Annotated in this window: 23 protein-coding genes and 2 pseudogenes; 10 read left to right on the top strand and 15 right to left on the bottom strand. The window is 71.4% G+C overall.

Going from position 1 to position 26,248, the window contains the following annotated elements; all coding sequences use genetic code 11:
- The 5 genes from AB0B83_RS25280 to glnA all read right to left on the bottom strand — a co-directional run.
- Window positions 1-468 (bottom strand): VOC family protein (locus AB0B83_RS25280; protein ID WP_357580245.1); only part of this gene is annotated, 468 nt, incomplete at its 3' end.
- Window positions 469-570: 102 nt separating this feature from the next.
- Window positions 571-3,897, bottom strand: a complete 3,327-nt coding sequence (locus AB0B83_RS25275) for an AAA family ATPase (protein ID WP_357580244.1) — start codon at window positions 3,895-3,897, stop codon at window positions 571-573.
- A 71-nt stretch (window positions 3,898-3,968) separates the two neighbouring features.
- Window positions 3,969-4,664, bottom strand: a complete 696-nt coding sequence (locus AB0B83_RS25270) for a WYL domain-containing protein (RefSeq protein WP_357580243.1) — start codon at window positions 4,662-4,664, stop codon at window positions 3,969-3,971.
- 35 nt (window positions 4,665-4,699) lie between these two features.
- Window positions 4,700-5,125: a DUF350 domain-containing protein gene (locus AB0B83_RS25265; RefSeq protein WP_132237322.1), complete on the bottom strand. Its 426-nt coding sequence runs from the start codon at window positions 5,123-5,125 to the stop codon at window positions 4,700-4,702.
- A gap of 107 nt (window positions 5,126-5,232) precedes the next feature.
- Complete coding sequence (gene glnA / locus AB0B83_RS25260) at window positions 5,233-6,582, bottom strand: type I glutamate--ammonia ligase (protein ID WP_357580242.1); 1,350 nt, start codon at window positions 6,580-6,582, stop codon at window positions 5,233-5,235.
- A 186-nt stretch (window positions 6,583-6,768) separates the two neighbouring features.
- On the opposite strand from glnA, the gene AB0B83_RS25255 reads away from it, so the two are divergent.
- Both AB0B83_RS25255 and panB read left to right on the top strand, forming a co-directional pair.
- Entirely contained in the window at window positions 6,769-8,529 is a 1,761-nt protein-coding gene (locus AB0B83_RS25255) for an NAD+ synthase (RefSeq protein WP_357580241.1), read from the top strand.
- A 135-nt stretch (window positions 8,530-8,664) separates the two neighbouring features.
- Window positions 8,665-9,510, top strand: coding sequence for a 3-methyl-2-oxobutanoate hydroxymethyltransferase (gene panB / locus AB0B83_RS25250; RefSeq protein WP_151454030.1), 846 nt, complete (start codon window positions 8,665-8,667; stop codon window positions 9,508-9,510).
- Window positions 9,511-9,589: 79 nt separating this feature from the next.
- Here panB and AB0B83_RS25245 read toward each other — a convergent pair whose 3' ends face one another.
- A complete protein-coding gene (locus AB0B83_RS25245; protein ID WP_357580240.1) occupies window positions 9,590-10,189 on the bottom strand; it encodes a TetR/AcrR family transcriptional regulator in 600 nt (199 codons plus the stop codon).
- A gap of 103 nt (window positions 10,190-10,292) precedes the next feature.
- Between AB0B83_RS25245 and AB0B83_RS25240 the strand changes: the two genes are divergently transcribed.
- Window positions 10,293-11,201 (top strand): alpha/beta fold hydrolase, encoded by a 909-nt coding sequence (locus AB0B83_RS25240; RefSeq protein ID WP_357580239.1) that lies wholly within the window; start codon window positions 10,293-10,295, stop codon window positions 11,199-11,201.
- A gap of 50 nt (window positions 11,202-11,251) precedes the next feature.
- On the opposite strand, the gene npdG is transcribed toward AB0B83_RS25240, so the two are convergent.
- Together npdG and AB0B83_RS25230 are read right to left on the bottom strand one after the other, a co-directional pair.
- The gene (gene npdG, locus AB0B83_RS25235; protein WP_357580238.1) at window positions 11,252-11,950 is read right to left on the bottom strand and encodes an NADPH-dependent F420 reductase; all 699 of its coding nucleotides are present in this window, start codon (window positions 11,948-11,950) and stop codon (window positions 11,252-11,254) included.
- Between the two features lie 182 nt (window positions 11,951-12,132).
- Window positions 12,133-13,566 (bottom strand): RNB domain-containing ribonuclease, encoded by a 1,434-nt coding sequence (locus AB0B83_RS25230; protein ID WP_357580237.1) that lies wholly within the window; start codon window positions 13,564-13,566, stop codon window positions 12,133-12,135.
- A 25-nt stretch (window positions 13,567-13,591) separates the two neighbouring features.
- Between AB0B83_RS25230 and AB0B83_RS25225 the strand changes: the two genes are divergently transcribed.
- The 3 genes from AB0B83_RS25225 to AB0B83_RS25215 all read left to right on the top strand — a co-directional run bounded on the left by AB0B83_RS25225 (window position 13,592) and on the right by AB0B83_RS25215 (window position 16,770).
- Window positions 13,592-14,626 carry a hypothetical protein gene (locus tag AB0B83_RS25225; RefSeq protein WP_357580236.1) on the top strand — a complete coding sequence of 345 codons (1,035 nt, stop codon included), beginning with the start codon at window positions 13,592-13,594 and terminating at the stop codon, window positions 14,624-14,626.
- 772 nt (window positions 14,627-15,398) lie between these two features.
- Window positions 15,399-15,896 carry an NUDIX domain-containing protein gene (locus tag AB0B83_RS25220; protein ID WP_357580235.1) on the top strand — a complete coding sequence of 166 codons (498 nt, stop codon included), beginning with the start codon at window positions 15,399-15,401 and terminating at the stop codon, window positions 15,894-15,896.
- A complete protein-coding gene (locus tag AB0B83_RS25215; protein WP_357580234.1) occupies window positions 15,889-16,770 on the top strand; it encodes a nucleotidyltransferase domain-containing protein in 882 nt (293 codons plus the stop codon). Before AB0B83_RS25220 ends, AB0B83_RS25215 begins: the two co-directional genes overlap by 8 nt.
- Here AB0B83_RS25215 and AB0B83_RS25210 read toward each other — a convergent pair.
- The 4 genes and pseudogenes from AB0B83_RS25210 to AB0B83_RS25195 form a co-directional block, all read right to left on the bottom strand.
- A pseudogene (locus AB0B83_RS25210) lies at window positions 16,760-16,867 on the bottom strand (AraC family transcriptional regulator); the annotation flags it as partial. The gene AB0B83_RS25215 and the pseudogene AB0B83_RS25210 sit on opposite strands and share 11 nt — an antisense overlap.
- Before the next feature lie 11 nt (window positions 16,868-16,878).
- Window positions 16,879-18,957, bottom strand: coding sequence for a glycogen debranching N-terminal domain-containing protein (locus AB0B83_RS25205; protein ID WP_357580246.1), 2,079 nt, complete (start codon window positions 18,955-18,957; stop codon window positions 16,879-16,881).
- A gap of 13 nt (window positions 18,958-18,970) precedes the next feature.
- Window positions 18,971-19,333 (bottom strand): SCP2 sterol-binding domain-containing protein, encoded by a 363-nt coding sequence (locus AB0B83_RS25200; protein ID WP_357580233.1) that lies wholly within the window; start codon window positions 19,331-19,333, stop codon window positions 18,971-18,973.
- Window positions 19,334-19,369: 36 nt separating this feature from the next.
- On the bottom strand, window positions 19,370-20,506 hold the full coding sequence (locus tag AB0B83_RS25195) for an NAD(P)/FAD-dependent oxidoreductase (RefSeq protein WP_357580232.1): 1,137 nt from the start codon (window positions 20,504-20,506) through the stop codon (window positions 19,370-19,372).
- A gap of 30 nt (window positions 20,507-20,536) precedes the next feature.
- On the opposite strand from AB0B83_RS25195, the gene AB0B83_RS25190 reads away from it, so the two are divergent.
- Window positions 20,537-21,262 carry a TetR/AcrR family transcriptional regulator gene (locus AB0B83_RS25190; RefSeq protein ID WP_357580231.1) on the top strand — a complete coding sequence of 242 codons (726 nt, stop codon included), beginning with the start codon at window positions 20,537-20,539 and terminating at the stop codon, window positions 21,260-21,262.
- A gap of 258 nt (window positions 21,263-21,520) precedes the next feature.
- Here the strand turns inward: AB0B83_RS25190 and AB0B83_RS25185 are convergent, their stop codons facing one another.
- Together AB0B83_RS25185 and AB0B83_RS25180 are read right to left on the bottom strand one after the other, a co-directional pair.
- Window positions 21,521-21,817, bottom strand: a complete 297-nt coding sequence (locus tag AB0B83_RS25185; protein WP_357580230.1) for a hypothetical protein — start codon at window positions 21,815-21,817, stop codon at window positions 21,521-21,523.
- A gap of 465 nt (window positions 21,818-22,282) precedes the next feature.
- Window positions 22,283-23,314 carry a hypothetical protein gene (locus tag AB0B83_RS25180; RefSeq protein ID WP_357580229.1) on the bottom strand — a complete coding sequence of 344 codons (1,032 nt, stop codon included), beginning with the start codon at window positions 23,312-23,314 and terminating at the stop codon, window positions 22,283-22,285.
- Between the two features lie 443 nt (window positions 23,315-23,757).
- Between AB0B83_RS25180 and AB0B83_RS25175 the strand changes: the two are divergent.
- A pseudogene (locus AB0B83_RS25175) lies at window positions 23,758-24,486 on the top strand (GntR family transcriptional regulator); the annotation flags it as partial.
- Window positions 24,483-25,172 carry an HAD-IA family hydrolase gene (locus tag AB0B83_RS25170; RefSeq protein ID WP_357580228.1) on the top strand — a complete coding sequence of 230 codons (690 nt, stop codon included), beginning with the start codon at window positions 24,483-24,485 and terminating at the stop codon, window positions 25,170-25,172. The pseudogene AB0B83_RS25175 and the gene AB0B83_RS25170, both read left to right, overlap by 4 nt.
- A gap of 102 nt (window positions 25,173-25,274) precedes the next feature.
- Here AB0B83_RS25170 and AB0B83_RS25165 read toward each other — a convergent pair whose 3' ends face one another.
- Window positions 25,275-25,469, bottom strand: coding sequence for an AlpA family phage regulatory protein (locus AB0B83_RS25165; protein WP_357562767.1), 195 nt, complete (start codon window positions 25,467-25,469; stop codon window positions 25,275-25,277).
- Between the two features lie 459 nt (window positions 25,470-25,928).
- Here AB0B83_RS25165 and AB0B83_RS25160 point away from each other — a divergent pair, with 459 nt between their 5' ends.
- Window positions 25,929-26,225, top strand: a complete 297-nt coding sequence (locus AB0B83_RS25160; RefSeq protein WP_357580227.1) for a hypothetical protein — start codon at window positions 25,929-25,931, stop codon at window positions 26,223-26,225.
- The last annotated feature ends 23 nt before the right edge of the window (window positions 26,226-26,248 follow it).

Raw genomic sequence — 26,248 nt, 5'->3', positions numbered from 1 at the left:
ACCGGGGCACCCGTGGTCCAGGCCCGGGCGATGAGCGCGGCCAGGACCATCCCGGCGAGCACGACCCGAGGCGGTCGCCGGCGACACTCCCGGTCCCCCCGGGGGCGGGGCGTAGACGCCGAAGTGGTTGCCGACCGGGTCGGCCAGGTGGGCGAAGGTGAGCCCGTTGTCGTTGGACCTCGGCGGCACCAGCACCTTGCCGCCCGCCGCCTCCGCCCGCCGGGCGGCGTCAACCACGTCGGCCACCTGCACGTAGAAGATGGCGTAGTTCGGGCTCGCCCCGCCGGTGTCCCGGATCGCGCCCTGGATGGAACCCGCTGGCCCCGCCTCCGTCACCCGGTACGACGCCTCCGGCGTCCCCTGCTCGCCGAACGCCCAACCGAACAGGTCGGTGTAGAAGCGCCCGGTCTCCTCCGGCCGGTCCGTGCCGACCTCGAACCAGTTGACCGCGCTGGTGATCGTGGACATGTGTCGCCTCCCGTTCGCGCGCCGGCCGTTCGGCCGGCGCCGTCAGGAGTCAGCCTCCGCCCCGTCCGCGACACCGTCCTGTCGGTGTTTGCGACCAGACCGCTACTCGGACGGGTCGGTGAGCGGAATCAACCGGTCGACCAGGTCGGGGCGACGCGATCCGTGGCGGGCGCGGAAACTCGCCGCTTCGGCCACCGATACCGGGTACCGCCGCACACCCGCCTCGTACGTGCGGACGACCAACTCCGCGGTGTCGGTGTCGAGCCAGCCGAGCGGACTGCCGCCAGCGGCGGCGTACCACTGTGCGCCGGCGATCAGGCGGTCGGCCTGTTCAGCCAGCCTGACGTCGGTCTCCCGGTCGCGGCCGAGGAAGGCAAGAACGCAGCGGGCGGCCGACGCCAGCAGGGAGCCGACGAGCGTCACGTCCTGTTGGAGAAGACACAGCACATCGGCGACGAACGCGGCGGACAACCCGGGATCGGTCGAGATCCGATCCAGCACGAACTCCGCCACCGGCAGCTGCGGTGTCTCGTCCGGCTCCTCCACGGTGGCCAGCAGGCGTTGGTAGGCCCGCTCCCGCTCCCGAGCCTTCGCGCCGAGGATCGGGAGAAGCGACACGTCGAGCAGGAGCCGGGCTTCCGACCGGTCGCCGTCCGTGAAGGTCCAGAAGCCGTCGAGCGCGTCGAGCGGATCCCCCAGCGGTCCCAGCGCGTGCAGCGCCGTGTCGAGATTCGGGTCGCACTCGAAGTGCGCGGTCCGAGCGAACAGGGCGAAGTCCGTCCCGGTCGTCAGGTAGTAACTCGCCGCGTCCTCCACGGGGCTGTCGTCCCTGGAGCCGCTGATGAACCACCTGGGGTCGCCCGCCGGCGGCGGCGACTCGTCCTGACCTTCCTCGATGGAGAGGAGCAGATCCCGTCGCGTTCCCATCCACGCCCGCTCGACCCGCACCGCGCCCAACAGGCCGGCGTACTCGCTGTCGCTGAGCTGGGAACGCCAGAAGAGAGCCAGTCGGTTCCACCCGGACACGACGTCGCCGCTGTCCAGGGGGAGTTCGCTTCCCCGCAGTTGCCCGCTCGCGGCGAGCAGCAGCACGAGCAGGTTCACGCCGTACACGGCGTGGCGCTTCGGAACCGACAACTGCCGAGGCTCATACGACTCGAAGTGGCGAGCCGGGCGCCGGCCGGGCGCCGCCCGGAACAGGCGCAGCAGCATGTCGACCACGGCGTCCCGCCGGCTTCCGCCCCACGACGTCAGGATCTCGGTGAGGAAGGTGACGATCGGGGTGCGTCCGGTCAGTGTCGCGAAGGACAGCAGGGCGTGCAGCGGATCGTCGTCCGTCGGCGTGGCCCCCAGCAGGGCGCTCGCCTCCCGGGCCGCCAGGTCGTCAAGCACCAGCGTGGTCGTCCGGGCGATCAGGAACTCACCGAAGGTGGCGTGCAGGAACTCGTAGGTGCTGGCCCGGGTCTGGTCCCGCATCGCCTGTGAGCGGTGCACGAAGAAGAAGCGGCCCAGGACGATCTCGGCGGGTCGCAGCGGGGTACGCAGGTGTCCGTCGGTCGTGACAGCCGCCGGACGGCTGCCCAGGAACGGCAGCGCGGCGAGATCCGACTCGAAGTCGTTCTCGGTGACCCACTGGACGCCCCGGTTGAACATGCCGAACGCCACGATCGACAACCTGCGCAGCTCGTCCTCCGTCGCCCGGTCCAGGTCCCGCTCGGACAGGCCCGGCCGGTGCTTCATGACCTCGCGGCGGGCGAAGCTGCGCAACAGGCGCTCGTAGAGCTCGCCCCGGCGCAGCTCGCCGGCCGATCGCAGGTCGTTGCCCTCGGCGTCGTAGAGCGCCAGCATCAGCAGCAACAGCGGCTGTTCGGCCAGCTCACGGTGGGCCAGCACCGTCGCCGGCTCCAGCGGCTGCACGCCGAGCGCGCGGAACGCCCCGTCGTTGACCCGGTTCCAGGTGGCAGTCCAGGCCCGTACCCGCTCGCCGTCGAACGGTTCCAGCCGTACGGCCACCGTGCCGGGCGGCGGCTGTGCCCGGTCGGCGACGCTGGTACGGCTGGTCACCAGCACCGCCACCGGACGCCCCTGGTCGGCCTCGCGCCGTTGGAAGGCCGCCACCCGGCGCAGGTAGTCGGTCTGGCTGACCCCGGTGGCCTGGAGCAGCTCGTCGAAGCCGTCGAGCAGCACGACCGGCAGGGCGTCGCCGGCCGACCTGGACAGGCCGGGCCAGTCCACCCTCTCTCCGGTGTCGTTACGGACCGCCTGCTCGATCTGGTCCTGGAGCTCCCCGGCGGCGTGGACGTCCCGCAGCACCACCCGCACCACCATGAAGTCGGCAACCGGCAGCTGCGCGGCGAGGACCCGGGTCAGCACGGACTTGCCGGAGCCCGGCTGGCCGAGCACCAGCAGCGGGGCGCGGGTGGCGTTCGGCGAGGTGAGGTGCACGACCAGGGACTGCCACAGGTCGTCACGCAACGGCCGCCCGTCCCACCACGCCTCGTCGCTCGGTCGCGCGTGGGCGGGCAACTCCTCGATCCGGCACAGCGGCGGCACGTACGCCTCGCCGAGCGTCGGCACCGTCAGCCCGGCCGGCACCTCCCCGGACGAGATGATCGGCCGTCCCAACTCCGCGGTGTACGCCACGGCGAGCGCCGCCCGACGGCCGTCGGGTGGGCCTCCCGCGGAGAGGGCGACCAGGGCCTGCCGCATCTCGTCCAGCCCCACCGAGAGGGCACGCACCTGCGTCCGGGTCGCCTCGTGCTCGTGCAGGCCGATCCAGAACGACACCTCGACGTAGTCCACCGCGAGCTGGGTCAGCAGGTCGCGGTGCCGGTCGGCGGCGGCCATGGGCAGCCGGAGCAGCACCTTCTCCGTCGCCTGCCGCCGCCACTCGTCGACGGCCTCCCACACGGCCAGGCCGTGCAGGAGCTGTTGCAGCCGGCCGACGAGCCCGCCGTAGTAGGCGACCAGGGCACGGCGGAACGCGGGATAGGGCAGTTGCGGGCCAGGCAGCGGCGCCGCGGTGGCGAAGAACGCGTCGGTGAGGGCCGCCTCGTGCACCGCTCCTGAGCCGGCCAACGACAACTGCTCGGCCTTGCTGATCCGGGCGCTCGCCACGTCGAAGGGCAGGTCGATCTCGCTCAGCACCTCGAAGAAGGCGGTCACCGCGATGACGGCGTGCGCCGCCTCCAGGCGCTGCGTGCGGTCGTACCGGGACAGCCCGGAGCGCTTCTCGGACATGCCGCGTACCAGCTCGTGGCCGAGCCGGACGAACTCCGCCTTCGCGTCGAAGATCCCCAGCAGCGCCGGCACCGGCACCGAGGCGGCCAGCAGGGCTCCTCCGGTCAGCTTGTCGAACCAGTCGACGACCCTGCTCTTCTCCCCGCCGAGCAGGCGAACGGCGTCGGCGTAGCTGAGCGCGTCGGGCACGTGGTGACCTCCTGCGGGGAACATGCGGAAGAGACAGCATGCCGTGCACGGGAGGGCCGCGCTGTCCCGGCTCAGACCAGGCTGAGCCTGCGGATCCGCTCCTGGGGGATGTCGATGTCGTCGGCGGACAGCTCGCGCTCCGGCACCCGCTCGGCGAGGGTCGTGACCGAGGTGATCCGGTCGACGCGGAAGGCACGGATGCCGGCCCGCAGCCGGCACCAGCCCAGCAGGTACCAGTGTCGGGGATTGCCGAGATAGCCCAGCGGCTCCACGTCGCGCAGCGAGCCGGCACCCGAGCGGTCGGCGTAGCGCAGGCGCAGCACGCGTCGCGCGCGCACCGCGTCGGCGACGGCGGCCGGGACGGGCGTCACCGGGCCGTCGCCGATCAGGTGCACCCGGGCGGCGAGCCGGTGCGCCTCGGCGGCGTCGGCGGCCGGCATCACGGAGATCAGCTTGCGCAGGGCGGTGCCGGCCGCGGCGGCGAACGGCGTGCCACGCATCCGGTGCAACGCCACCGCCATGGCGACCGCCTCGACGGGGGTGAGGTTGACCGGCGGCAGGGTGCGGGCCCGGTCGAGCGCGTAGCCGCCGGTGCGGCCCGGCTCGGCCCAGATCGGCACGCCCGACTCCTGGAGGGCGCCGATGTCGCGCTCGATGGTGCGGCTGCTCACCTCGAAGCGGGCGGCGAGCCAGCGGGCGCTGCGCGGCCGTGGCGACACGGCGCGCAGCTCCTCGACCAGGGCGTAGAGACGGTCCGTCCGGTTCACCCCCGCAACCTACGACGGGGGTGTGACGGGACAGGTCAGGCGATGCAGGCGCAGACGATCAGCGCGGCGCCGAAGTGCGTGGCGGCGCTGACCCGCGCCGCCGGGTGCGGCTCGTCCGAGCAGATGATCTCGCCGAGCTTGCCGGGGGTGAGCAGGTCCAGCACGAAGAACGCCAGCGCCATGATGACCAGCCCGACCAGGCCGAAGACGAGGGTCGAGGCGAGCCCCTTGGCGAAGTCGCTGTAGCTGGTCAGGATCGCGGTGAACACGATCCCGGCGATGCCGAGCTGGTTGGCGGCGAGCAGCAGCGCGGCGTTGCCGTTGCGCCGTACCCAGATCAGCTCCCGCAGCCTGCCCGGGGTGAGCATGTCGACCAGCCCGAACCCGGCCGCCATCAGGGCCACCCCGACGACCCCGAACACGACGCTCTGCCAGGCTCCGCTGAGCAGGTCTTCCAGCACCGACTGCCTCCCGAACTCTGCGCCCGGCGGGGATGCCGGCGCGGTGACCGAGACGATAGCGGCACCGCGCCAGCAGCGGGAGCCCGCTCCGGCTCCGGGAGGCGGGCCTACAGCGACAGGTATCGCTGCCGCTCGTAGGGGGTGACCTCGCGGCGGTACTGCTCCCACTCGGCCCGCTTGTTGCGCAGGAAGAAGTCGAAGACGTGCTCGCCCAGCACCTCGGCGACCAGTTCGGAGCCGGCCATCACGTCGATCGCCTCGGACAGGTTCTCCGGCAGCGGCTCGTAGCCCATCGCCCGCCGCTCGGCGCTGGTCAACGACCACACGTCGTCCTCGGCGCCCGGCGGCAGCTCGTAGCCCTCCTCGATGCCCTTCATCCCGGCGCCGAGCAGCACCGCGAAGGCCAGGTAGGGGTTGGCCGCCGAGTCCGGCGAGCGGACCTCCACCCGGGCGGAGTTCGGCTTGCCGTAGGCGGGGACCCGGACCAGCGCGGACCGGTTCAGGTGACCCCAGCAGACGTACGCGGGGCTCTCGGTCACCCGGTCCGGCAACGCCTGCGGGAACAGCCGCTTGTAGGAGTTGACCCACTGGTTGGTGACGGCCGTGTACTCCCGGGCGTGCACCAGCAGCCCGGCGATGAACGCCCGGGCCACCTTGGACAGCTTCATCGGGTCGCTGGCGTCGTGGAACGCGTTGCGCTCCCCCTCGAACAGCGACAGGTGGGTGTGCATGCCGCTGCCCGGCTGGTCGGTGAACGGCTTCGGCATGAAGGTGGCCTGCACGCCGGTGGAGAGCGCCACCTCCTTGACCACGTGCCGGAAGGTCATGATGTTGTCGGCCGTGGTGAGCGCGTCGGCGTAGCGCAGGTCGATCTCCTGCTGGCCGGGGGCCACCTCGTGGTGGCTGAACTCCACGGAGATGCCGATCCGCTCCAGCGCCAGCACGCCCTGCCGGCGGAAGTCGCGGGCCACCGCGTGGGTGGTGTGCTCGAAGTAGCCGCCGGTGTCGACCGGGACCGGCACCGAGCCGTCCAGCGGGCCGTTCTCCAGCAGGAAGAACTCGATCTCGGGGTGGGTGTAGAAGGTGAACCCCTTCTCGGCGGCCTTGGACAGCGCCCGGCGCAGCACATGCCGCGGGTCGGCCCAGGACGGGCCGCCGTCGGGCAGCAGGATGTCGCAGAACATCCGGGCGCTCTCGCCGCTGACCCCGCCCTCGAACGGGAAGACCTGGAAGGTGGTCGGGTCGGGCATGGCCACCATGTCCGACTCGAAGACCCGGGCGAAGCCCTCGATCGCCGAGCCGTCGAACCCGATGCCCTCCTCGAAGGCCGCCTCCAGCTCGGCGGGGGCCACCGACACGCTCTTGAGCGTGCCCAGCACGTCGGTGAACCACAGCCGGACGAACCGGATGTCCCGCTCTTCCAGCGTACGGAGGACGAACTCCTGCTGACGGTCCACTTCCACCCCTCGCGACACCGTTGCGCACCTGCGACCGGGGTCGACCCGGCCTGACCGACCAGTCTCCACCGGCCTCGTTACGCCGACGTTACGCGACCGGCCGGCGGGCGTCCCGCCCTGTCCCGCGGCTGTCGTCGTCGCCCCGCCCCGCGTGTCGGGCCCGAACGGCTGGGGCAAGATGAGGACATGCCCACCCTGCGTCTCGCCCTGTGCCAGGTCAACCCGACCGTCGGCGACCTCGCTGGCAACTCCGGCCTGGTCCGTGACTGGACCCGCCGGGCCGCCGACACCGGCGCCCAGATCGTCGCGTTCCCGGAGATGATGCTGACCGGCTATCCGGTCGAGGACCTGGTCTTCCGCCGGTCCTTCGTCGCCGCGTCGAAGGCCGCGCTGGAACGCCTCGCCGCCGATCTCGACGCCGACGGGTCGGGCGCCCTGCCGGTGCTGGTCGGCTACCTGGACGCCGACGGCCCGCCGCAGGTGAGCGGCGACGCCGAGCCCGGTCGCGGCGCCCGCAACGCGGCGGCCCTGCTGCACCACGGTCGGATCGTCGCCACCTACTTCAAGCACCACCTGCCCAACTACGGCGTCTTCGACGAGGACCGCTACTTCGTCTCCGGCGACGCGCTGAGCGTCGTCCGCGTCGGCGGGGTGGACGTGGCGCTGACCATCTGCGAGGACCTGTGGCAGGCCGGCGGTCCGTTCGCCGCCGCCCGCCAGGCCGGGGTCGGCCTGGTCCTCTGCGTCAACGGCTCGCCGTACGAGCTGAACAAGGACGACGTCCGGCTGCCGCTGGTCCGCCGCCGGGCCGCCGAGGCCGGGGCGACGATCGCGTACGTCAACATGGTCGGCGGGCAGGACGAGCTGGTCTTCGAGGGCGACTCGATGATCGTGGGCGCCGACGGCACGCTGCTCGCCCGAGCCCCGCAGTTCGTCGAGCACCTGCTGGTGCACGACGTGGAGCTGCCCGCCGCCGGCGAGCCGGTCGCCCCGGAGCAGGAGCTGGCGGACGGGATGCGCGTGGTGCGGACGGAGGCCGGGGACATCCCGCCGGCGCCCGCCGGCCCCGCCGCCACGGGCGGGACGATCGCCCCGGTCGCCGACGAGGCCGAGGTGTGGCAGGCGCTCGTGCTGGGCCTGCGCGACTACGTCAACAAGAACCGGTTCCCCTCGGTGGTGCTCGGCCTCTCCGGCGGCATCGACTCGGCGGTGGTGGCCGCGCTCGCCGTCGACGCGCTCGGGCCCGACCGGGTGGTCGGCGTCTCGCTGCCCAGCCAGCACTCCTCCGAGCACAGCCGGGAGGACGCGGCCGACCTGGCGAAGCGGACCGGGCTGGACTACCGGGTCGAGCCGATCCAGCCGATGGTGGACACCTTCCTGGCGAACATGTCGCTCTCCGGGGTCTCCGTGGAGAACCTCCAGGCGCGCGTACGCGGGGTGATCCTGATGGCGCTGTCGAACCAGGAGGGGCACCTGGTGCTGACCACCGGCAACAAGAGCGAGCTGGCGGTCGGCTACTCCACCCTCTACGGCGACTCGGTCGGCGGCTTCAACCCGGTCAAGGACGTCTGGAAGACGCTTGTCTGGCGGCTGGCGAAGTGGCGCAACGCCGACGCCACCCGCCGGGGCGAGACCCCGCCCATCCCGGAGAACTCCATCGGCAAGCCGCCGAGCGCCGAGCTGAGCCCGGGCCAGCTCGACAGCGACACGCTGCCCGACTACGACGTGCTGGACCCGATCCTGATCGGCTACGTCGACGGTGACCTGGGCCGCGACGGGCTGGTCGCGTCCGGCCACGACCCGGCCGTCGTCGACCGGGTGCTGCGGATGGTGGATACCGCCGAGTACAAGCGCCGCCAGTCCGCGCCGGGCGCGAAGATCTCGATGAAGGCCTTCGGGCGGGACCGGCGGCTGCCGATCACGAACCGATGGCGCGAGGACGGCTGAGCCGGGTCGCTCCCGGGGCGGCAGCGGTCCGGGAGTGACATCCTCCACTGCGCTCTGCCGCCGGCCGGCCGTCGGGTGCGACGATCGCGGCGGAACCCGGGGACCGCGCACGCGGCCTCGAGGAAGGAGACAGTCATGGTGGAGTCCACCCCGTCCGAGGTGACCGCCCTCTACGGCGGCCCGGCCACCCGGCGGGTACGCACCCGCGACCTGATCGCCGCCAAGGAGCGCGGCGAGCGGTGGCCGATGCTCACCTCGTACGACCAGTACACCGCCTCGATCTTCGACCAGGCCGGCATCCCGGTGCTGCTGGTCGGCGACTCGGCGGCCAACAACGTCTTCGGCTACGAGACCACTGTCCCGGTGACCACCGAGGAGCTGCTCCCGCTGGTCCGCGCGGTCGTCCGGGCGACCAGGCACGCGCTGGTCGTCGGCGACCTGCCGTTCGGCTCCTACGAGGAGGGCCCCACGCAGGCGCTGCGTACCGCCGTGCGGTTCATGAAGGAGGGCGGCTGCCACGCGGTGAAGCTGGAGGGCGGCCGGCGCTGCGCGGCGCAGATCGCCGCCATCACCGGCGCCGGCATCCCCGTGATGGCGCACATCGGCTTCACCCCGCAGAGCGAGCACGCCATCGGCGGCTACCGGGTGCAGGGGCGCGGCGACACGGCCGACGACGTGATCGCCGACGCCCGGGCAGTGGCCGAGGCGGGCGCGTTCGCCGTGGTGCTGGAGATGGTGCCGGGGCAGGTGGCCAAGCGGATCACGGCGGAGCTGCCGATCCCGACCGTGGGCATCGGCGCCGGCGCCGACACCGACGCGCAGGTGCTGGTCTGGCAGGACATGGCCGGCCTGCGTACCGGTAGGGCACCGCGCTTCGTGAAGCGCTACGCCGACCTGGCGGGCGCCCTGACCGACGCGACCCGGCGCTTCGCCGACGAGGTGCGCGGCGGCGACTTCCCCGCCGAGGAACACACCTTCTGAGGTGTAAGGAAGGGCCCCCTGTTAACGCCTGGTGCATAGCAGGGGGCCCTTCTTGACAGGCACCGCCGCTACTGCGGGGTCACGGCGGGCCGGGGGTGAACAGCCGGTCGAGTTGGTGGTCCAACAGCGCACCGGCCGCCTCAGCGTCCCGCAGGCCACCCATCACGCTGTCGCCCAGGCCGGTCGCCAGCGCGATCAGGATGCCGGCCTCCGCCTCGACGTCACATCCCGCGGCCACCTCACCGACCCGCTGGGCGGCGCGCAGCACCTCGGCGAGCAAGCGTTCGAACTGACCGGCGTACTGGCCGTAGGGAAACTCGGCGAGCGCCGGATCGGTGAGGGCGAGCGCGTGGTAGGCCGCGAAGACCGTGTACGCGTCGCGTTGCTCGTCGTCGGCGGGGAGATACTGCGTCAGCCAGGCCCGCACCGTCTCCCGGTTGCTGCCGGTCGGCGTCCCCGATGTCGCGCGCCGGCCGACCGCCTCGGCCTGGTGGTGCAGCCCGGCGGCAAGCAGTTGGTCCTTCGAGCGGAAGTAGTACTGCACGGTGCTGACCGAGACGCCCGCCTCGGCGGCGACGGTCCGCATGCTCGCCGCGTGCAGGCCACGGCCTGCGGCGACCCGCAGCAGCGCCGTCAGGATCTCGCCGCGTCGCTCGTCGTGGTCGGACAGCCGGGGCACCGTTCCTCCGTCGCTCGATGATCGTTCCGTGGTCCACCTCAGCGTACCGTCTTGGTGGTACGTGTGTACCGTACAGTCGTACCATCAAGATGGAGGAGGCCTCATGCCAGCTGTCAAGCAGCCCCACATTGGACGTTTCGCCAGCGAAGAGGCTCGCCAGAAGTTCCTCCGGGCGTACGACGTGGCGATGGGGGCCTGGCCGCAGCCGCGGGAGGAACAGGACGTCGACACCAGCTTCGGCACCGTGCACGTCCACCGCCACGGCCCCGGCGTGGGCCCACCGATCGTGCTGCTGCACGGGTCGCAGGGTAACTCGACGAACTGGTACCCCCAGGTGGCTGGCCTCGGGGCGCACCATCCGGTCTACTCGCTGGACACCGTTGACGATCCGGGCCGCAGCGTGCAACGCCGCCCGGTGACCGGCACGGCGGACTGCGCCGCCTGGATCGACGAGACCCTGGCCGCGCTCGGCCTGACCGGCGTACACCTGGTCGGGCTCTCCTACGGCGGCTTCCTGGCAACGGCGCTGGCGGTGCACCGGCCGGGCCGGCTGGCGTCGGTCACCCTGATCGAGCCCGGCGGCTTGCAGAAAGTGCCGTTCAGGTTCTACGCCAACCTGATCGCGGGTGCCCTGGCGACCCTGGCGCCCCGAGCCACCCGGCCGTGGTTCGCCGCCCGGCTGGCCAACCACGCCCTGCTCCTGCCCCCCGAGCAGCTGGCGCCTGTGATGATCGTGGCCCGCCACTGGCGTACCGACCGCCCGGCCGCCCGGCGGTTCGACGATGACGAACTGCGCGCCATTCCCGTGCCGGTGCAGCTTCTCTTGGCCGAGCGCAGCTCGTTGCTGCATCCGCAGCGGGCCGCGAGCCGGGCGCAGGCCCTGATTCCCTCGGTACGCACGGAGATCGTGGCTGGGGCCGGCCACGGCCTGCCCATGGAACAGCCCACGCTGGTCAACCAGCGCATCCTGGACTTCGCCGCGCGGTGCGCGAACGAGCCGACGGACCGGTGACGATCCGCCACCCGCCGGCCGGCGGCGTCAGTGTCGGCGAAGGCGGGCACTCAGAGGTCGGTGACGCGGATGCCGGCGTGTGCCTTGTAGCGCTTGTTGATGGCGATCAGGTTGGCGGTGAACGCCTCGATCTGGTGGGCGTTGCGCAGCCGGCCGGCGTAGATGCCACGCATGCCGGGGATCCGCGCGGCCAGCGCGGCGACCACGCCGACCAGCTCGCGGTCCTCGGTGCAGATCAGCACGTCGAGGTCGATCCGCTCGATCTCCGGGTCGGCCAGCAGCGGGGCGCTGACGTGGTTGAACGCGGCGCAGACCCGTGAGTCGGGCAGCAGCCCGGCGGCCTGCTGCACGGCGCTGCCCTCCGGCACGGCGAGGGCGTACGGGCCCTGCTTGTCGAAGCCGAGCGGGTTGACGCAGTCGACGACGATCTTGCCGGCGAGCGGCTCGGCGAGGGCGGCGACGGTGGCGGCGTGCCCGTCCCACGGCACCGCGATGACGACCACGTCGCTCCGCCGGGCCACCTCCTCGTTGCCGCCGCCGGCCACCGGCGCCCCGGCGGGCACGCCGGGCAGGGCCGCGATCTCCTGGGCGGACTGGACGGCCCGATCGGCGGTACGGGACCCGATCAGCACGGACTGGCCGGCCCGGGCGAACCGGTAGGCGAGACCCCTCCCCTGGTCGCCGGTGCCGCCGATGATGCCGACGGTCAGCCCGGACACGTCGGGCAGCGTGCTCGCGTCGTAAGCCATGCCGCCATCCTCGCAAACCCGCAGGCCGGCGGCAGCCGCGGGCGCTGTGACAATCCCCGCTGCCGCAGCAGCGCCGGGCAGCCGCCATCGGCGAAGATCGGACCGGCCCGGCGGCCACCACGCGCCCGGGTGCGGCAGCCGCAGCGCGGCGTCGACGCCGGGGGGTGGGCGGGCCGGCGGGATCAGGCCAGTTCGAAGGCCACCGCGCGGGTGGCGGGGTCGGCGGTGACCAGGCGGACCCGCACCCGCTCGCCGAGCGGCAGCTCGCCGAGGCAGCGGGCACGCACCGGCGGTTCGTCCAGCGCGACGGTGCCGCCGGGCCGACGGCCCGGGCGGGCCTTGCCGTCCGGGGCCGCGTCGACGTCCAGCACCGCCGCGTCGAAGGTCTCCCCCACCCGGTGCTCCAGCAGCACCGCCTCGGCCAGCTCGATCGCGCCCCGGGTGGCCGCCGAGGCGGTCCGGTCGGTCGTGGCCATCGCCTCGGGCAGCCGGGGCAGCGCCGCGCGGGCCCAGTCGGGCACCGCCCGGCCCTCGTGCAGGGCCAGGCAGACCTCCGTGGCGTACCTGTCGGCCAGTCGCCGCAGCGGCGCCGTGACATGGGCGTACGCGGCCGCGACCCCGCCGTGCTCCCGCTGCTCGGGCGGCGCGCCGTCGAAGGCCGTGTACGCGGCGCCCCGCATCAGCTCGGCGGCCTGGTCCACGAAGGCGGCGGCCCGGGGCTGCGACGGGTCCAGCCCGGCGATCACCTCGCCGGGGCCGGCGCCGTCCGGCCAGTGCACGCCCAGCGGGGCGGCGGCGGCCCGCAGCCGCGCCACCGCCTCGGGCTTCGGCGCCGGCATCGTACGCAGCAGGCCGATGCCCCCGGCGAGCATGATGTCGGCGGCGGCCATCCCGGTCAGCAGCGAGATCTGGGCGTTGTGCTCCTCCATCGGCACCGGCCCGCGCAGCACCAGCCGCCAGCCGTCGCCGTCGGCCTCGACGTCCTGCTCGGGCAGCGGCAGGTTGATCGCTCCCCGGCGCAGCCCGCGCGCGGTGAGCAGGGCCCCGATCTCGGGCAGCAGGGCGATGGCGTCGGGCAGCCGGCCGGCGTCGGCGTCCGCCTGGACGCCGACGTAGTCCAGCTTGGCCCGGCTGCGCACCAGCGCGCGTTCGAGCGTGACCCCGACGGTGCCGCCGTCGCCGTCCAGGTCGATCGTCCACAGCACGGCGGCCCGGTCGACGTCCGGCAGGAGGCTGGCCGCGCCCTCGCTGAGGGTCTCGGGGTGCAACGGCACGGTGCCGTCGGGCAGGTAGACGGTCTGCCCGCGCCGCCAGGTCTCCTCCTCCAGCGCGCCGCCGGGGCGGACGTGCGCGGCGACGTCGGCGATCGCGTACGACACCCGGTAGCCGCCACCGGGGCGGCGGGCGAGGTGCATCGCCTGGTCCAGGTCGCGCGAACCGGCGGGGTCCACGGTGACGAACGGGACGTCGGTGCGGTCGGCGGCGGGCCGGGGCGGCGCGGCCGCCGCGGCGTCGGCCTCGCGCTGCGCCTCGGCCGGGAACCCCTCGGGCAGTCCCAGTTCGCGGCGCAGCGCGCCGAAGTCGATTCGGGGTGCGAGTACGCGTCGGATCACCACGGGGTCAATCCTGACAGTGTGGCGGATGATCCGCTTCCCGGCGAGTGCCGGTCATCCGCGTCGCGGTCAGCCGGTCGCCCTGCGCGCGCTCGCCCGTACGCCCCGGGGGGCGGTGGCCCGGGCCGCGGTCGTCGGGGCGGGCGCCTTGCGGGCGGTGACCTTCTTCGCCGGCGCCCTGGCGACGGTGACCTTCTTCGCCGGGGCCCGGGCGATGGTCGTCTTCTTCGCCGGGGCCTTCTTCGCCGCCGCCTTGCGGGTGGTGGCCGAGGAGGTCGCGGTGGCCTTGTTGGCGGGGGCCTTCGTCGCGACGGCCTTGCGGGCGCCGCCGGTGGGCCGGGTCGCGGCCGTCTTCCTCGCCGCCGTCGTCTTCTTGGCCGGCATCGTCTTCTTCGCCGCCGTCGTCTTCCTGGCCGGCATCGTCTTCCTGGCGGTGGCCTTCTTCGCCGGGGCCTTCGCCGCCGTCGCGGTCTTCTTCGCCGCCGTGGTGGTGCTCTTCCCCGCCGCCGTGGTGGTCTTCTTCGCCGCCGAGGTGACCTTGCGGGCGGGGGCGGTGCCGCTGGCGGTGGCCTTCTTCGCCGGCGCGGTGGCCTTCCTCGCCGTGGTGGCGGCCTTCGTCGCCGCCTGCCGGGCTGGCGTCTTCGCCGAGGTCGTCTTCTTCGCCGCCGTGCTCCTGGCCGCCGCCGTCGTCCGCTTCGCCGCGGCGGGCGCCTTCTTCGCGGCGGTGGCGGTCGTCTTCTTCGCCGCGGCCGGTGCCTTCTTCGCCGCCGTGGACGTGGCGGACGGGCGCACGGTCCGCGCCGTGCCCGCGGTCCGTTCCGCCGCGGCGGTCTTCCTGGCGGTCGTACGTCTGGCGGCCGGGCGGGTGGTGGCCTGCTGTGCTTCGGCCATCTCGGTTCCCTTCCTGGGGACGTGCTCTCGCCCTCGCGGAGCACCACGTGCCTCGGCGCGGGCCGTCCCGCGCCGCCTATCTGTCCTCCCCGGCCCAGCGGGCGTCCTCGGCCTCCCACGCGTCGTTGCGCTCCCGCACCGTCTGCAGGGCGTTCTCCGCGTCGGCGGCTGAGGCGTACGGCCCCAGAACGTGCCTGGCGGGGCACACGTCGGCGTCGGTCTCGACCCGGTGGTGCCGGGTGCACCAGTAGAAGTGCCCACCGCTTCCGCTGTCGCTCATGGGATCACTGTGCACCGCGAACCACCCCGCCGCCACCGGAACACCACAAGTCGCCGATGTTCTCCACAGTAGACGTGCCCCCGCCGTCAAGGGCTGGAACTGCGAAAACAGGGCCACTCGGGGGTACGCTGCCCGCCCCGTCGGCCCGCGACGGGGCAGCCGCGGGGCGGGCCCGTGGCGCACAATCGCCCCGTGCGACACGGGGGTGGAACATCGGTGTGGCCGCGGCGCGTACTGGCGGTGGCGGCGCCGACGATCGTGCTGGCGGTGGTCGGGGCGGCCACCGGGCTGCCGCTGCTGCGGGCCCGGTCACGGCAGCGGCTGGAGCAACGGGCCGAGCGGGAGGTGACCGCCACCGCGCAGCTCGCCCGCGCGCGGTTGCTCGCCGAACCGGCGGCCGGGGAGTCGACGCTGCGGCGGGCCGCCGACGCGGTGGACGGGGTCGAGGTGCTGACCGTACGCAGCGACGGACCCCGCGCGGGGGCGACCGTACGGTTGGTCTTCCGCGTCCGGGTCGCCAAGACGGCGGCCTCCGTCTTCGGCCGGCAGCGGGCCGACTCGGCGGCGTGCTTCGCGCTGGCCGTGCCCTCCGACGCCGGCCCCGTCGCCCTCGAACGGCTGTCGTGCCCCGACTGGCAAACGGGGGGCGGGTTAGGGTCGCCGGATGGGCGTTCCGGATCACATCCTGCGGCTGCGCGAGCGCGTCGGCCACGACCTGCTCCTGCTGCCGAGCGTGAGCGCGGTGGTGCGCAACGACGCCGGCGAGCTGCTGCTCGGCAGGCGCGTCGACGACGGGCGCTGGTCGGTGGTCAGCGGCATCGTCGAGCCGGGCGAGCAGCCGGCCACGGCGGTGGTCCGCGAGGTGCGAGAGGAGACGGGCCTGGAGGTCGAGCCGATCCGCCTGAGCAGCGTCATGTCGCGCCCGCGGACCTACCCCAACGGTGACCGGTGCGAGTTCCTCAACCTCGGCTTCCACTGCCGGCTGATCGCCGGCACCGCCCGGGTCAACGACGACGAGTCGGTGGCCGTGGAGTGGTTCCCGCCGGACCGGCTGCCCGCGCTGGACCGGCACGCGCGGCTGACCGTCGCGCATGCCCTCGGCCCGGAGACGACCGCGTGGTTCCTGCCCGCGGGGACGGCCTGGGCCGAGTCCGGTGACTGACCTCGACCCGCCCCTGCGCCGCTACCTCGCCGACCTGGTCGCCGCCGCCCGCGACGTCCTCGGCGACGACCTCGTCGGGGCGTACGCGGCCGGCTCGGTCGGGCTGGGCGCGTACCAGCCGGGGCGCAGCGACGTCGACGTCGCGCTGGTCTGCGCCGACGCCCTCGACCTCGGGCGCAGGCGGGAACTGGTGGCGCGGCTGCGGCACGAGGCGTTGCCGTGCCCCGCGCGCGGGCTGGAGCTGGTCGTGTACCGCCGGGCGGTCGCCCGCTCCGGCACGCCGGAACCCGGGTTCGAGGTCGAGCTGAACACCGGGGCGCGGATGCCGTTCCGGGCGACGTGGGCCGCCGCCGGCCGTCCCGCCGAGGACGGCCTGTTCTGGTACGGCCTGGACCGCAGCATCCTGCACCAGTGCGGGTACGCCCTGCTCGGGCCGCCGGCCGCCGAGGCCTTCGCCGACCTCTCCCCCGCCGACCTGCGCCGCCTGCTGACCGACGCGCTGCGCTGGTGGCTGGCCCTGCCGACCCCGCCCGGCGACGGTCCCGCCCCCGGGGCCGAGGACGCGGTGCTCGGCGCCTGCCGCTCCCTGGTCAAGGTCCGGCACGGCGTCTGGCTGTCGAAGGTCGACGCCGGCCGCCGGCTGGCCGCCGACGGCCGGCGGGCCGCCCCCTCCGACGACGGCGCGGCGGCGGACCACCCGACCCACGGCGCGGCTGCCCGCCACGCGACCGGCGGCGAGGCCCCCGACCCGATCGGCGGCGGGGCTGCGGACCTGATCGAACGGTCGATCGCGGCGCGGGCCGGCGGGCCGCCGCCGAACGGTCCCGAGGCCCGCGCCTTCCAACGCGGTGTGCTGGACGAGATCAGCCGGTGACGGGCTCCACCGGGATCCAGAGTTCGGCGTCCGCCTGCGTGCCGTCCGCCGACAGCCGGGTACGGGAGATCTCCGGTCCCGGCCGGCTGCGGCACGGGCCGTTCCGCCTCAGGGAAGGCTCGGGTCGGATCCGCCGCCATTGGTTCGTGGCTGGTCGAAGCGGTGCCGGGCGAACGCGTCCACCCTGCCCCAGCGGCCCGGGATGTCCAGCAGCGCGAGCCGGTCGAAGCCGGAGGGCAGTGCCGGGCTCACGGCGAGATGGTCCTCGTGCGGTTCGATGCCGAGCATGATCCGGATGAGCAGCAGGGACGCTCCGCTGGACCATGCCTGTGGGCTGCCGGCGGTGGGGTACCGGACCGGGTACCGCGTGGTGTGCCTGTCGAACCCGCCGAAGGCTTCGGGGAGCCGGCCCTGGAAGTAGGTGGCCGCGTCGATGATGCCCTCGGCGATGCGTCCCGCCTCGGCGGCGAATCCGTAGCGGCGCAGGCCCCAGGCGATGAACGAGTTGTCGAACGGCCAGACGGTGCCACGGTGGTATCCGAGCGGGTTGTAGCGGCCCTGCCCCTCGGCGAGGGTCCGCACTCCCCAGCCGGAGAAGAGCGCCGGGCCCATCAGGTGCTCGGCGACCCGCGCGGCCCGCTCCGGCGGCACGATCCCGCTCCACAGCAGGTGCCCGATGTTGGAGGAGAGGCTGTCGACGGGAGTGCCGTCGCTGTCGAGGGCGAGCGCGTAGTAACCCCGGTCGTCGAGCCAGAAGTCCCGGTTGAAGCGCTCGTACAGCGCCGCCGCCTCGCTCTCCAGCCGGTCCGCGTAGGCCGGATCGTTCCAGAACGTACGGGCCAGCCGCGCCGCCCGGATCTTGGCGTCGTAGGCGTAGCCCTGGGCCTCGCAGGTGGCCCTGGGGAAGCCCGGCAGCCTGCCGTCGGCGTAGGAGATGCTGTCCCAGGAGTCCTTCCAGCACTGGTTCTCCAGCCCGGTGACCCGGTTGCGTCGCTCGTACCAGAGGTAGCCGGTGGACGTCAGGTCGGCGTACTTGTCGATCCACGCCAGGGCCGCCCGGGCCTCCTGCTCCAGCTCCATCACCAGCGCCACGTCGCCGCTCCACCGTTCGTACTCGTCGAGCAGCACCACGAACAGTGGCGAGGCGTCCACGGTGCCGTAGTACGGCGAGTGCGGCTGCTCCTCGAACGCGGCCGACTCGCCGTAGCGCAGCTCGTGCAGGATCCGACCGGGATCCTCTTCCAGGACGTTGTCGGTCCGGGCGCCCTGCAACGAGGCGAGGATCCGCAGCGTCGGCGGGGTCAGCGACGGGGTGAAGGGCAGGCTCTGCAGGCAGGTCAGCAGGCTGTCCCGACCGAACAGGGTCATGAACCAGGGCAACCCGGCCGCCGGCACGGTCGCGCCGCTGAGCGAGAGCGGAGCGAAGCGCAGCGCCGCCAGGTCCACCAGGCTGCGGTGGTACACCTCTTGCAGTGCGTCGCTGTCGGTGTCCAGCTTCGGGGCCTCCGCGACCCACCCCCGTACGCTCGTCGGCAGCGTGGCGGCGTCCGGTCGCAGCGCGCGCACGGCGGCGCGGAGGTCGACACCGTCCGGACGCAGCGCCCGCATGACGACCCGCAGCTCCGTCGACCACCGGGCGCCGGGCGGCAGCCGCAGCGTGAAGCGGAGCCCGTCCCGGTCGAAGTCGGCGGGCGCACTTGCCGAGACGGACACCTCGCGCCGGAACGTGCCGCGCTGGTAGCCCAGACGCAACTCGTCCGGACCGACGTGGGTGTAGTGGCTGCCGGCCTTCTGGCGGATGTCGAACTTGATGTCGAAGATGTCGGCGAAGTCGGCCGCTACCTCCAGTCGCACGTCGAGGTCCATCTCCTTCTCGCCGTAGTTGAACACCGTCAGCGACTCGGTCAGGTCCGGCCCGATCCGCCGCCGGCGGATCGCCGACACGTCGGCCTCCACGTAGTCGGTCTGCCCGCCCGGCACCACGAAGAACGCCGCCTCGTAGTACTGGCTGTCGTCCACCGACAGCGCGGTCAGCCGCTCGCCGTTGACGGTGAGCACCCAGCGGGACAGGAAGCGCGAGTCGGCGGCGAACAGGCCGACCGGGGTCGCGGGTGAGGACTCCACGTCACCGCTGGAATCCGAGACGATGAAGGTGCTGCCGTCGATGCACGACACGGTGCCCGGGATGTCCTTCATCGGGTCACTCCCCGCGGCCGGAGACGGCCTGCTGCCGTTCGGCGGGGGGCACCGGGAACAGCCGCCCGACCCGCAGCGCCAACGCGAGGTTCCCGTCGACCATGATCTCGCCCCGGGTGATCCCGGCCAAGCCGTTCATCTCGCCCCGCGTCATCGCCTCCGCGACGTCGGCGGCGACCGTGATGACCGTGTCCGCCGGGCCGTCGCCCTGCGTCACCCGCATGCTTCCATGGTCGATGTCGAGCAGCCACTGCTCCATCCGGTCCCCCTCCCGGATGTCGAACCGGACGGTGCCGCGGACCTTGCACAACCGTGGATCGTGGCCGACATCGGCCAACTGCTCGAAGAAGGTGCTGGTCGTCGTCATACGACCTCCCCGCCGCTTGTCAGGAGCGCTCGCCGACTACCCCTCGTACGGGGGCGCTAACTCCTGCTGCGCGGGCCGGGGCGTGAAGAAGCGGACGATGTCGTCGGCTGCGGTCGGGGACAGCATCATCGCCTGGACTCGCGCGGACATTTCGGCGATCGGGATGATCCTGGTGAACATCGCCTCCTCGTACGCCCGGATCGCCGAGTCCGGGTCGGCGGGGTTGGCCGCGAGTTCGCCGGCGAGTTCGGCGCCGTCGAGCATGGCCTGGTTGGCGCCCTCGCCGACCGGCGGCATGAGGTGCGCGGCGTCACCGATGAGGGTGACGCCCGGCTGGTGGGCCCAGCGTGTGCCGATGGGCAGCGCCTCGATCCTGCGAGGCGTCGGTGCGCTGTCGCCGGCTTCGATGAGTGCGGTGAGACCCGGGTCCCAGCCGTCGAACATCTCCAGCAGAGCCCGCTTGCTGCGGTAGGTGTCCAGGTGCCGATCGTCCGCGCGGAGGGAGATGCCCACTCGGATGCCGCCGTCGCCGAGGCGTTGCGCGGCAAGGATCTGGTTCACGCCGACGCACCACAGGTTCCCGGGGCCGACCAGCTCGGCGATATCCGGGTGGCGCCGGTCGGCGTCGCTGATGCTCAGCTCCACCAGGGTGGCCACGTAGGACAGTTTCGCGTCGGTGAGCAGCGACCGGACGACCGAGCGCGCGCCGTCCGCGCCGACGAGGACGTCGCAGTCGGCGCGGTGGCCACCGTCGAACGTCAGCCCGAAGCCTCCGTCGGGTTGCGGCGTCGCCGCCACGAGCCGGTGCTGCCAGGCCACCGCGTCGCCGGGGAGCGAATCGAGCAGAAGATCGCGCAGTGCGGCGCGGTCGATCTCGGGGCGTCCGGAGAACGAGCCAGGTCGTGGCGTGTGGTGCACGAGGGTGCGCCCGGCCGGGTCGAGGATGCGATGCTCCTCGCCCTCCGGCCGCGCCTCGGACCGGAACCGGCCGGCGAGGCCCGCCCGGGCCAGGGCCCGCTGTCCGGACTCCGGGTGCAGGTCGAGCGATCCGCCCTGCGATCGCGCGGATCGGCCCGCCTCGCGTTCGTACACCACCGCGTCGATGCCGTGCCGGTGCAGGATTCGCGCCAGTGTCAGGCCGCCGAGGCCACCGCCGGCAATCGCGATCCGCATCATCACCTCCGTTACCGTACGCTGTATCCCATGGATACGCCGTACGGTAGCGCGCCGTTGCCCGTCTGGGAACGGCCCGAGCCTCAACCGCGAGCGGCGCCGGTGCCGCTGAGCCGCGCGAAGATCGCCGCCACGGCCATCGGGCTCGCCGACGCACACGGCCTCGACGGCCTGTCGGTTCGCAAGATCGCCAAAGAGCTCGGCGTCGGTCCGATGCGGCTCTACGACTACGTGACCAACAGGTCCGAACTGCTCGACCTGATGGTCGACGCCGTGTATGCCCAGATCGCCGAGGCCGGTCAGCACTCCGAGTGGCGCGCCACGCTACTGGCCATCGTCCACCGGACCCGCGACGCCGCTCTTGAGCATGAGTGGTTCGCCGACCTGCTCGGCGCGAGGCCGCACCTGGGACCTCATGCGCTCGCCGTGGGCGAATCGACCGCGGCGGCGCTCAGCCAGGCCCCCGGCGTACGCGGAATCGACGACCTCCAGCGGGCCGTGGGCGCCCTCAACGCGTTCCTCATCGGGGCGCTCCGCAGCGAGGTCACCGAGCGACGCACCGCCCGTTCCACCGGCACCGACGTGTCCGCCTGGCAGGCCGCCCTCGGGCCCTACCTGACACGCATGCTCGACACAGGCCGCTACCCCACCATCGCCCGGCTCGTCGTCGACGGCGCTCACCTCAACGCCGAGGAGACCTTCCACCACAACCTGACCACCATCTTGGACGGCATCACAAGCCATCCTCAGAGGTGACCACCTGCTCCGAGAGCACGCCACCCGCTGAAAGCAAGGAGCTGGACGCGGGCCAGGCCGGGCTCGGCACCCGAGTCGACCCAGACGTAGAGGAAAGGCGGCGGCTCTACTGCGATTCTGGATGCCCCGGCGCCATTTTTTGGCGCTTCACGTGGTGCGCCGATCGTTGGCTGGCGTCCACCAGCCGTGGCCTGCCTACTGGCCGAATGTGGAGCGCAGGTTCGCGTTGATCAGTTCATTGAGCCGCTTGCGTAGGTGTCACAGCAGCGACGGGTCGGGCAAGGGCTCGGCAACCAACAGCATCCAGCGCAACTGCGTGCCTTGTGTACCGTCGGGTACCAGGTCGAATCGCACCTGAGCATCGGGACGCCTGGGCCACAGTGACGACCATATGACCAGGCGCGGATGCTCCGCGTGCAGGATCTGCGGAGTTTGCTCGTCGTCGAGCAGCCGCAGCCAGGGGCGCGCCGGGTCCCGGTCCGGCTCGATGAGCGCCTCGAAGACGATGGCTGGTGGGGGTGGCTGGCTACGCGTGCGGCTGCCGGCTTCGAGCACGCCTCAGACTAAGGGCGAACAACTCATCGTGACGAGGGGCGCCGGATCAGGACACGCGATGACGTGTCGCTGTTCCAGATGGAACGGAGCTTCCGGTAGGACAGCGATCGACCAAGAATGCCAAGGCCAACTGACTCAGCACTCAGGGCGCCTCCAAGGCGCCAGAGCGTCGGCAGGGCGTCAAACGCCGACAAATGTTATCCAAGACCGACCATCGACACCCGGACGTAGAACCAGCTCAGAGCCTTGGTCGCGGCTCTGAGCTGGTAGGCGACGGACGAGTCGACCTGCACGCCGGACCATGGAGGCGAAACGCCTTCTGACCTGGGGCGGAGTCCGGCGACAACCACTGCGAGCCGTCGCTGGGCCGTCGGGCGTGGAATAAAGACCTACTCAAAAGGTCAGCACCTACTTCGCCGAGCCGGCCGCACATGCTTCTGGCACACGCGGACGCGACAGCAATCCTTAGCTGGGAAGTACCGTGATTACCTCGGTCGCAACTCTCAGAAGGGGAGCGCCAATCTCACCTAGGGTGCCTGCGATTCGCGCAAGCCGTTGGACTCCGCGCCTCAGCCGGTCTGGATCGTCACCAGCAGCCTGCACCTCAGCCACGGCTGCATCGATCTGTCGGGCTTGCGGCCCCGCCGCCTCGGCACGAGCCTGGACGGCAGCCGCTAGAAGCTTCTCCAACAAACCGTCCGAAAGAACACCGGACGTAAATTTGTTTCCATAAATTTTATTGTCGGACCCAAAGACGCCAGACGCATTTCCATGAAAATTAAAGATGTTACTCACTGGCGATCTCCACTTCCCGGCGGCATGTCGACGCTCGAACGCCTCGATGCCTCTCCGACTCAAAGCGGAGCCGTACTCATTTTCCTCAATTTTTCCGCTATCAATCAAACGATGAACAGCCACCTCCGCCTCTTGACCTGACAGCTCCAGAAAGGCCGCAATGTCTCGCGCAGCCACAAACTTCCCTGCTCGACCATGCGCTACCTTGTAAACCGCCCCCAGGAGGGCTTCATCGCGCTTCAATAAGGCCTGAGGCGTCACCTCAGCCGCAGTTTGGTACTGGAAATTCGCCTGAACCTCAGCCTCAGACCTACCAGCATTTACCGCAATACGCCACAAAACTACTACCCCAAGCAGCGCTACCGCCACCCAGAGCTTAGAGCCAGCTCCGCGCTGAATCCATATCCATGCCGCCACAATCACCAACAGGCTAAAGAGGAACCTGGACACGCCACTGGCAACATAGCCCGTCCACGCAAACACCAAAGATCGACCCATAAGGAAAAGGATTACGACTACCTGCTCAAGCAGGATGCGAGCTACATAATCGCTATCCCGCACAAAGGGAACCGTCACATACGCCAGCGCTATCAACAACAAAATCCCCGACAGCCATTCATGATCGACGAAAACCCATATCACAAATAGCACTAGCGCCAGGCCTATTGCAGCAGACAGAGGCTGACTAGCGAGCAGAGCCATGGATCAAGGATAGTGGGATCAGCGACCCGGCACAGCTCCCGATCGTCCGGCCGTGCAATCAAACGAGTCACATAGCCGACACTCCAACCAGAGTCACTACTGGTATGCGCGATCTCTGCTCGACAGTGCAGCCAGCTCCCGCATTATTCATGCGAACAGGGCACCTATCGCGATCCGGGCGCGTTCCTCGCTGGCCGGCATCAGGTGTGTAGACCTGAAGCGTGAAGCCGGGGTCGGCGTGGCCGAGGCACGACGCGAGGGCCTTGATGCTCTCCCCGGCGTCGAGCAGCGACGAGGCGTAGAAGTAGCGCAACGCCTGCATCCCGGTCGCCCGGGTCGGCGTGATGCCGGCCGCCAGTTCTTGCCGTCGAAGGTGCGCCGGTTGATCGCACCGCGCCGGGTGGTAGTGAACAGCAGCAGCACCGTAACCCGATCCGTAACACGACCTCGTCGAGCGGTTCAGCGTCGCCCGCGAGACGATCAAGGTAGCCCTTCGGAAGCTGCAAGATGAGCGGCTGATCGTCACCCGTCAGGGCAGCGGCACCTTCGTCCGCGCCAACACGGAACGCCCGGTCGGACTCCGGCCGCACATCGAACGAGCATTCGAGGCCACGAACGTCACGATCGACTTCGCCGGCTTCTCCGGAGAGACGATGTACAACGCGATCCAGGAGACCTTGGACAAGGTCCGCATCGGGCGCCTCACCCCGGAGTCGATCCGGGTTCGCGTCCTGATCTCCGACATGACGTCACCGATGGCGATCCCCTGCCGCGCCGAGGGCCAGGCCGACGACCCCGGCATCCGCGCCCGAGCCCGCCGCATCACCGACCGCTCGATCCACGCACTCACCGACGCCGTTCAGGAACTTGCCGACCTCGGGCTGGTCAAGACCGCCACCACCGAGGTGCGCGTCCACCGGGCCGCCCCGCTGTTCAAGCTCTTCATCATCAACGAGCAGGAAGCGTTCTTCGGCTTCTACCCGGTGGTCGAGCACACCGTCTCCGTCGACGGTAAGCCGATGGCGATCTACGACGCGATGGGCAAAGACGCGATCCTCTTCCCGTTCACGCCCAGCGACGAGGACGCCAGCAATGACGCCCTCTACGTCGGGCAGGCCCGCGCCTGGTTCGACAGCATGTGGGGCACCATCGCCCGCGAGTACGCCTCGTGACCGCCGTCGACCTGGCCAAGGTGATCGACCGTGCCCGCGTGATCCTGCTCGACTTTGACGGCCCCGTGTGCAGCATCTTCGCCCAACACTCCGCGTCGACCGTCGCCCATGCGTTGCGCCGTCTGCTCGTCGACCAGGCCGTCACCCTGCCGCCCGAGATCCTGGCCGAACGCGACCCGCTTGCCGTGCTCCGCTTCACCGTCACCCTTGGGCGCCCCGCCGTCGTCCGCCTGGTCGACGAGGCCATGACCCGCGAGGAAGTCACCGCGGCCCGCACCGCCGAACCCACGCCGTACGGCCGGGAAGTGATCGTCGCTGCCCAGCAGACCGGCCGCCGGGTCGCCATCGTCTCCAACAACTCGGCCGACTCCGTCCACGCCTACCTGAGCGCCCGACGCCTCACCTCGTACGTGCACCCGGTCATCGGTCGCCCCGAGGCCGCGCCCGAGCGGATGAAGCCGGACCCGTTCCCGGTGCTCGCAGCCGTGCGGGAGCTGGGCGCCGAGCCGGCGGAATGCGTCCTCGTCGGTGACTCGGTCAGCGACATCGAGGCTGCCCACGCCGCCGGAGTCGCCGCCATCGGGTACGCCAACAAGCCCGGCAAGCGCGAGCGTTTCGCCGCCGCCGATGTCGTCATCGACAGCATGGCCGAACTGGTGACCGCCTTCGCCGTCGACGAGCTGTAGCACCACCACACCGCACACGAGCGCCCCGGGAGATCGTCACCGGGGCGTTTCTCGTGTCGTCAGTTCACCCCGGCCCGGGGTCGCGGTGGAACCACCCTGGAGCTAGTCCAGGTCCCCGCGCTTGGCAGCGATCCACGCCTCAACATCTTCGGCAAGCCAGACGTTGCCCATCTGGAGCGTGGCTACCGGCTCAGGGAAGTCACGCCGGTTGGTGATCTGGTAGACGCGCTGGCGCGAGACGCCACCGAGCATGATCCGGATCTCCCCCGAACCCACCAGCCGCAGCTTCTTGCCCATGACGCTGACGCTAGGCACACGCCGACTAGGCGTGAGTCAACTTGATGGACACCTAGTTACCACAGCCACTAGTCGCTTACCCTTTACGCATGACTAGGTTCAAGTGGTTCCAACGCCCCGACCAACCTGTCGACTACCTAGCCGGCGAGCCTGCCCCATGCAGGTACGGCAAGGAGCCACATAGATGGGTTGGTCGAGCTGCCGTCCCCACACCGGAGCCACCCCTGATGACCAAGGCAGGACTTTGGCGCTCCAGGAACACCGCGACGCGCCTCAACCAGAGGTAGGCCATGTCGATCCCGCAGCAGCGACCAGAGCCCCCGTTCCTCGTCCTGATGGCGGGCAACGTCGTCGACTTCCATAACCGCGCCACCTGCCGGCAGTGCTCCGACGACGGATGCCCACGCCTGTCGGCGGCCGGCGAAACCCTACGCGCTTGGCGCGACAGGAAGAGCCGACGTGAAACCCGGTGATGTCCTGCACCTGACCCGTGCTGCCAGTCCGCAGTTCGCACGGCCGATCTTCTTCCGTCTCATCAAGGTCCGCAAAGACCTATACACCTACGACGGCTGGACATGGCTGGACGGCTACCAACTAGACGAAAAGGGCGACGCCTCAGCCCGCAGAGAAGTGTACGTACTTAAAGCAGGCATAAAATTGCTGCACTTGCCTCATGCGCCACAACTTAGAGCGTGTCTCAGGTGGCAGTCGGCTGACCTTGGTGGTAGATCTCTTCTACTGTGGACGACCGGTTGATCTCAGAGTGGGTGCCTGACGAG

Source organism: Micromonospora sp. NPDC049060, assembly GCF_040649055.1.
Classification (GTDB): domain Bacteria; phylum Actinomycetota; class Actinomycetes; order Mycobacteriales; family Micromonosporaceae; genus Micromonospora; species Micromonospora reichwaldensis.
The sequence above is the reverse complement of the archived record's forward strand: the minus strand, read 5'-3'. Positions and strand labels throughout refer to the sequence as shown.

What these genes read in the sequence shown, in the direction of transcription:
- AB0B83_RS25255 (WP_357580241.1), top strand. Translation starts at nt 6,769, where the DNA reads ATGCCCACCCTGCGTCTCGCCCTGTGCCAGGTCAACCCGACCGTCGGC.
- panB (WP_151454030.1), top strand. Translation starts at nt 8,665, where the DNA reads ATGGTGGAGTCCACCCCGTCCGAGGTGACCGCCCTCTACGGCGGCCCG.
- AB0B83_RS25240 (WP_357580239.1), top strand. Translation starts at nt 10,293, where the DNA reads ATGCCAGCTGTCAAGCAGCCCCACATTGGACGTTTCGCCAGCGAAGAG.
- npdG (WP_357580238.1), bottom strand. Translation starts at nt 11,950, where the DNA reads ATGGCTTACGACGCGAGCACGCTGCCCGACGTGTCCGGGCTGACCGTC.
- AB0B83_RS25225 (WP_357580236.1), top strand. Translation starts at nt 13,592, where the DNA reads ATGATCCGCTTCCCGGCGAGTGCCGGTCATCCGCGTCGCGGTCAGCCG.
- AB0B83_RS25220 (WP_357580235.1), top strand. Translation starts at nt 15,399, where the DNA reads ATGGGCGTTCCGGATCACATCCTGCGGCTGCGCGAGCGCGTCGGCCAC.
- AB0B83_RS25200 (WP_357580233.1), bottom strand. Translation starts at nt 19,333, where the DNA reads ATGACGACGACCAGCACCTTCTTCGAGCAGTTGGCCGATGTCGGCCAC.
- AB0B83_RS25195 (WP_357580232.1), bottom strand. Translation starts at nt 20,506, where the DNA reads ATGCGGATCGCGATTGCCGGCGGTGGCCTCGGCGGCCTGACACTGGCG.
- AB0B83_RS25190 (WP_357580231.1), top strand. Translation starts at nt 20,537, where the DNA reads ATGGATACGCCGTACGGTAGCGCGCCGTTGCCCGTCTGGGAACGGCCC.
- AB0B83_RS25180 (WP_357580229.1), bottom strand. Translation starts at nt 23,314, where the DNA reads ATGGCTCTGCTCGCTAGTCAGCCTCTGTCTGCTGCAATAGGCCTGGCG.
- AB0B83_RS25165 (WP_357562767.1), bottom strand. Translation starts at nt 25,469, where the DNA reads ATGGGCAAGAAGCTGCGGCTGGTGGGTTCGGGGGAGATCCGGATCATG.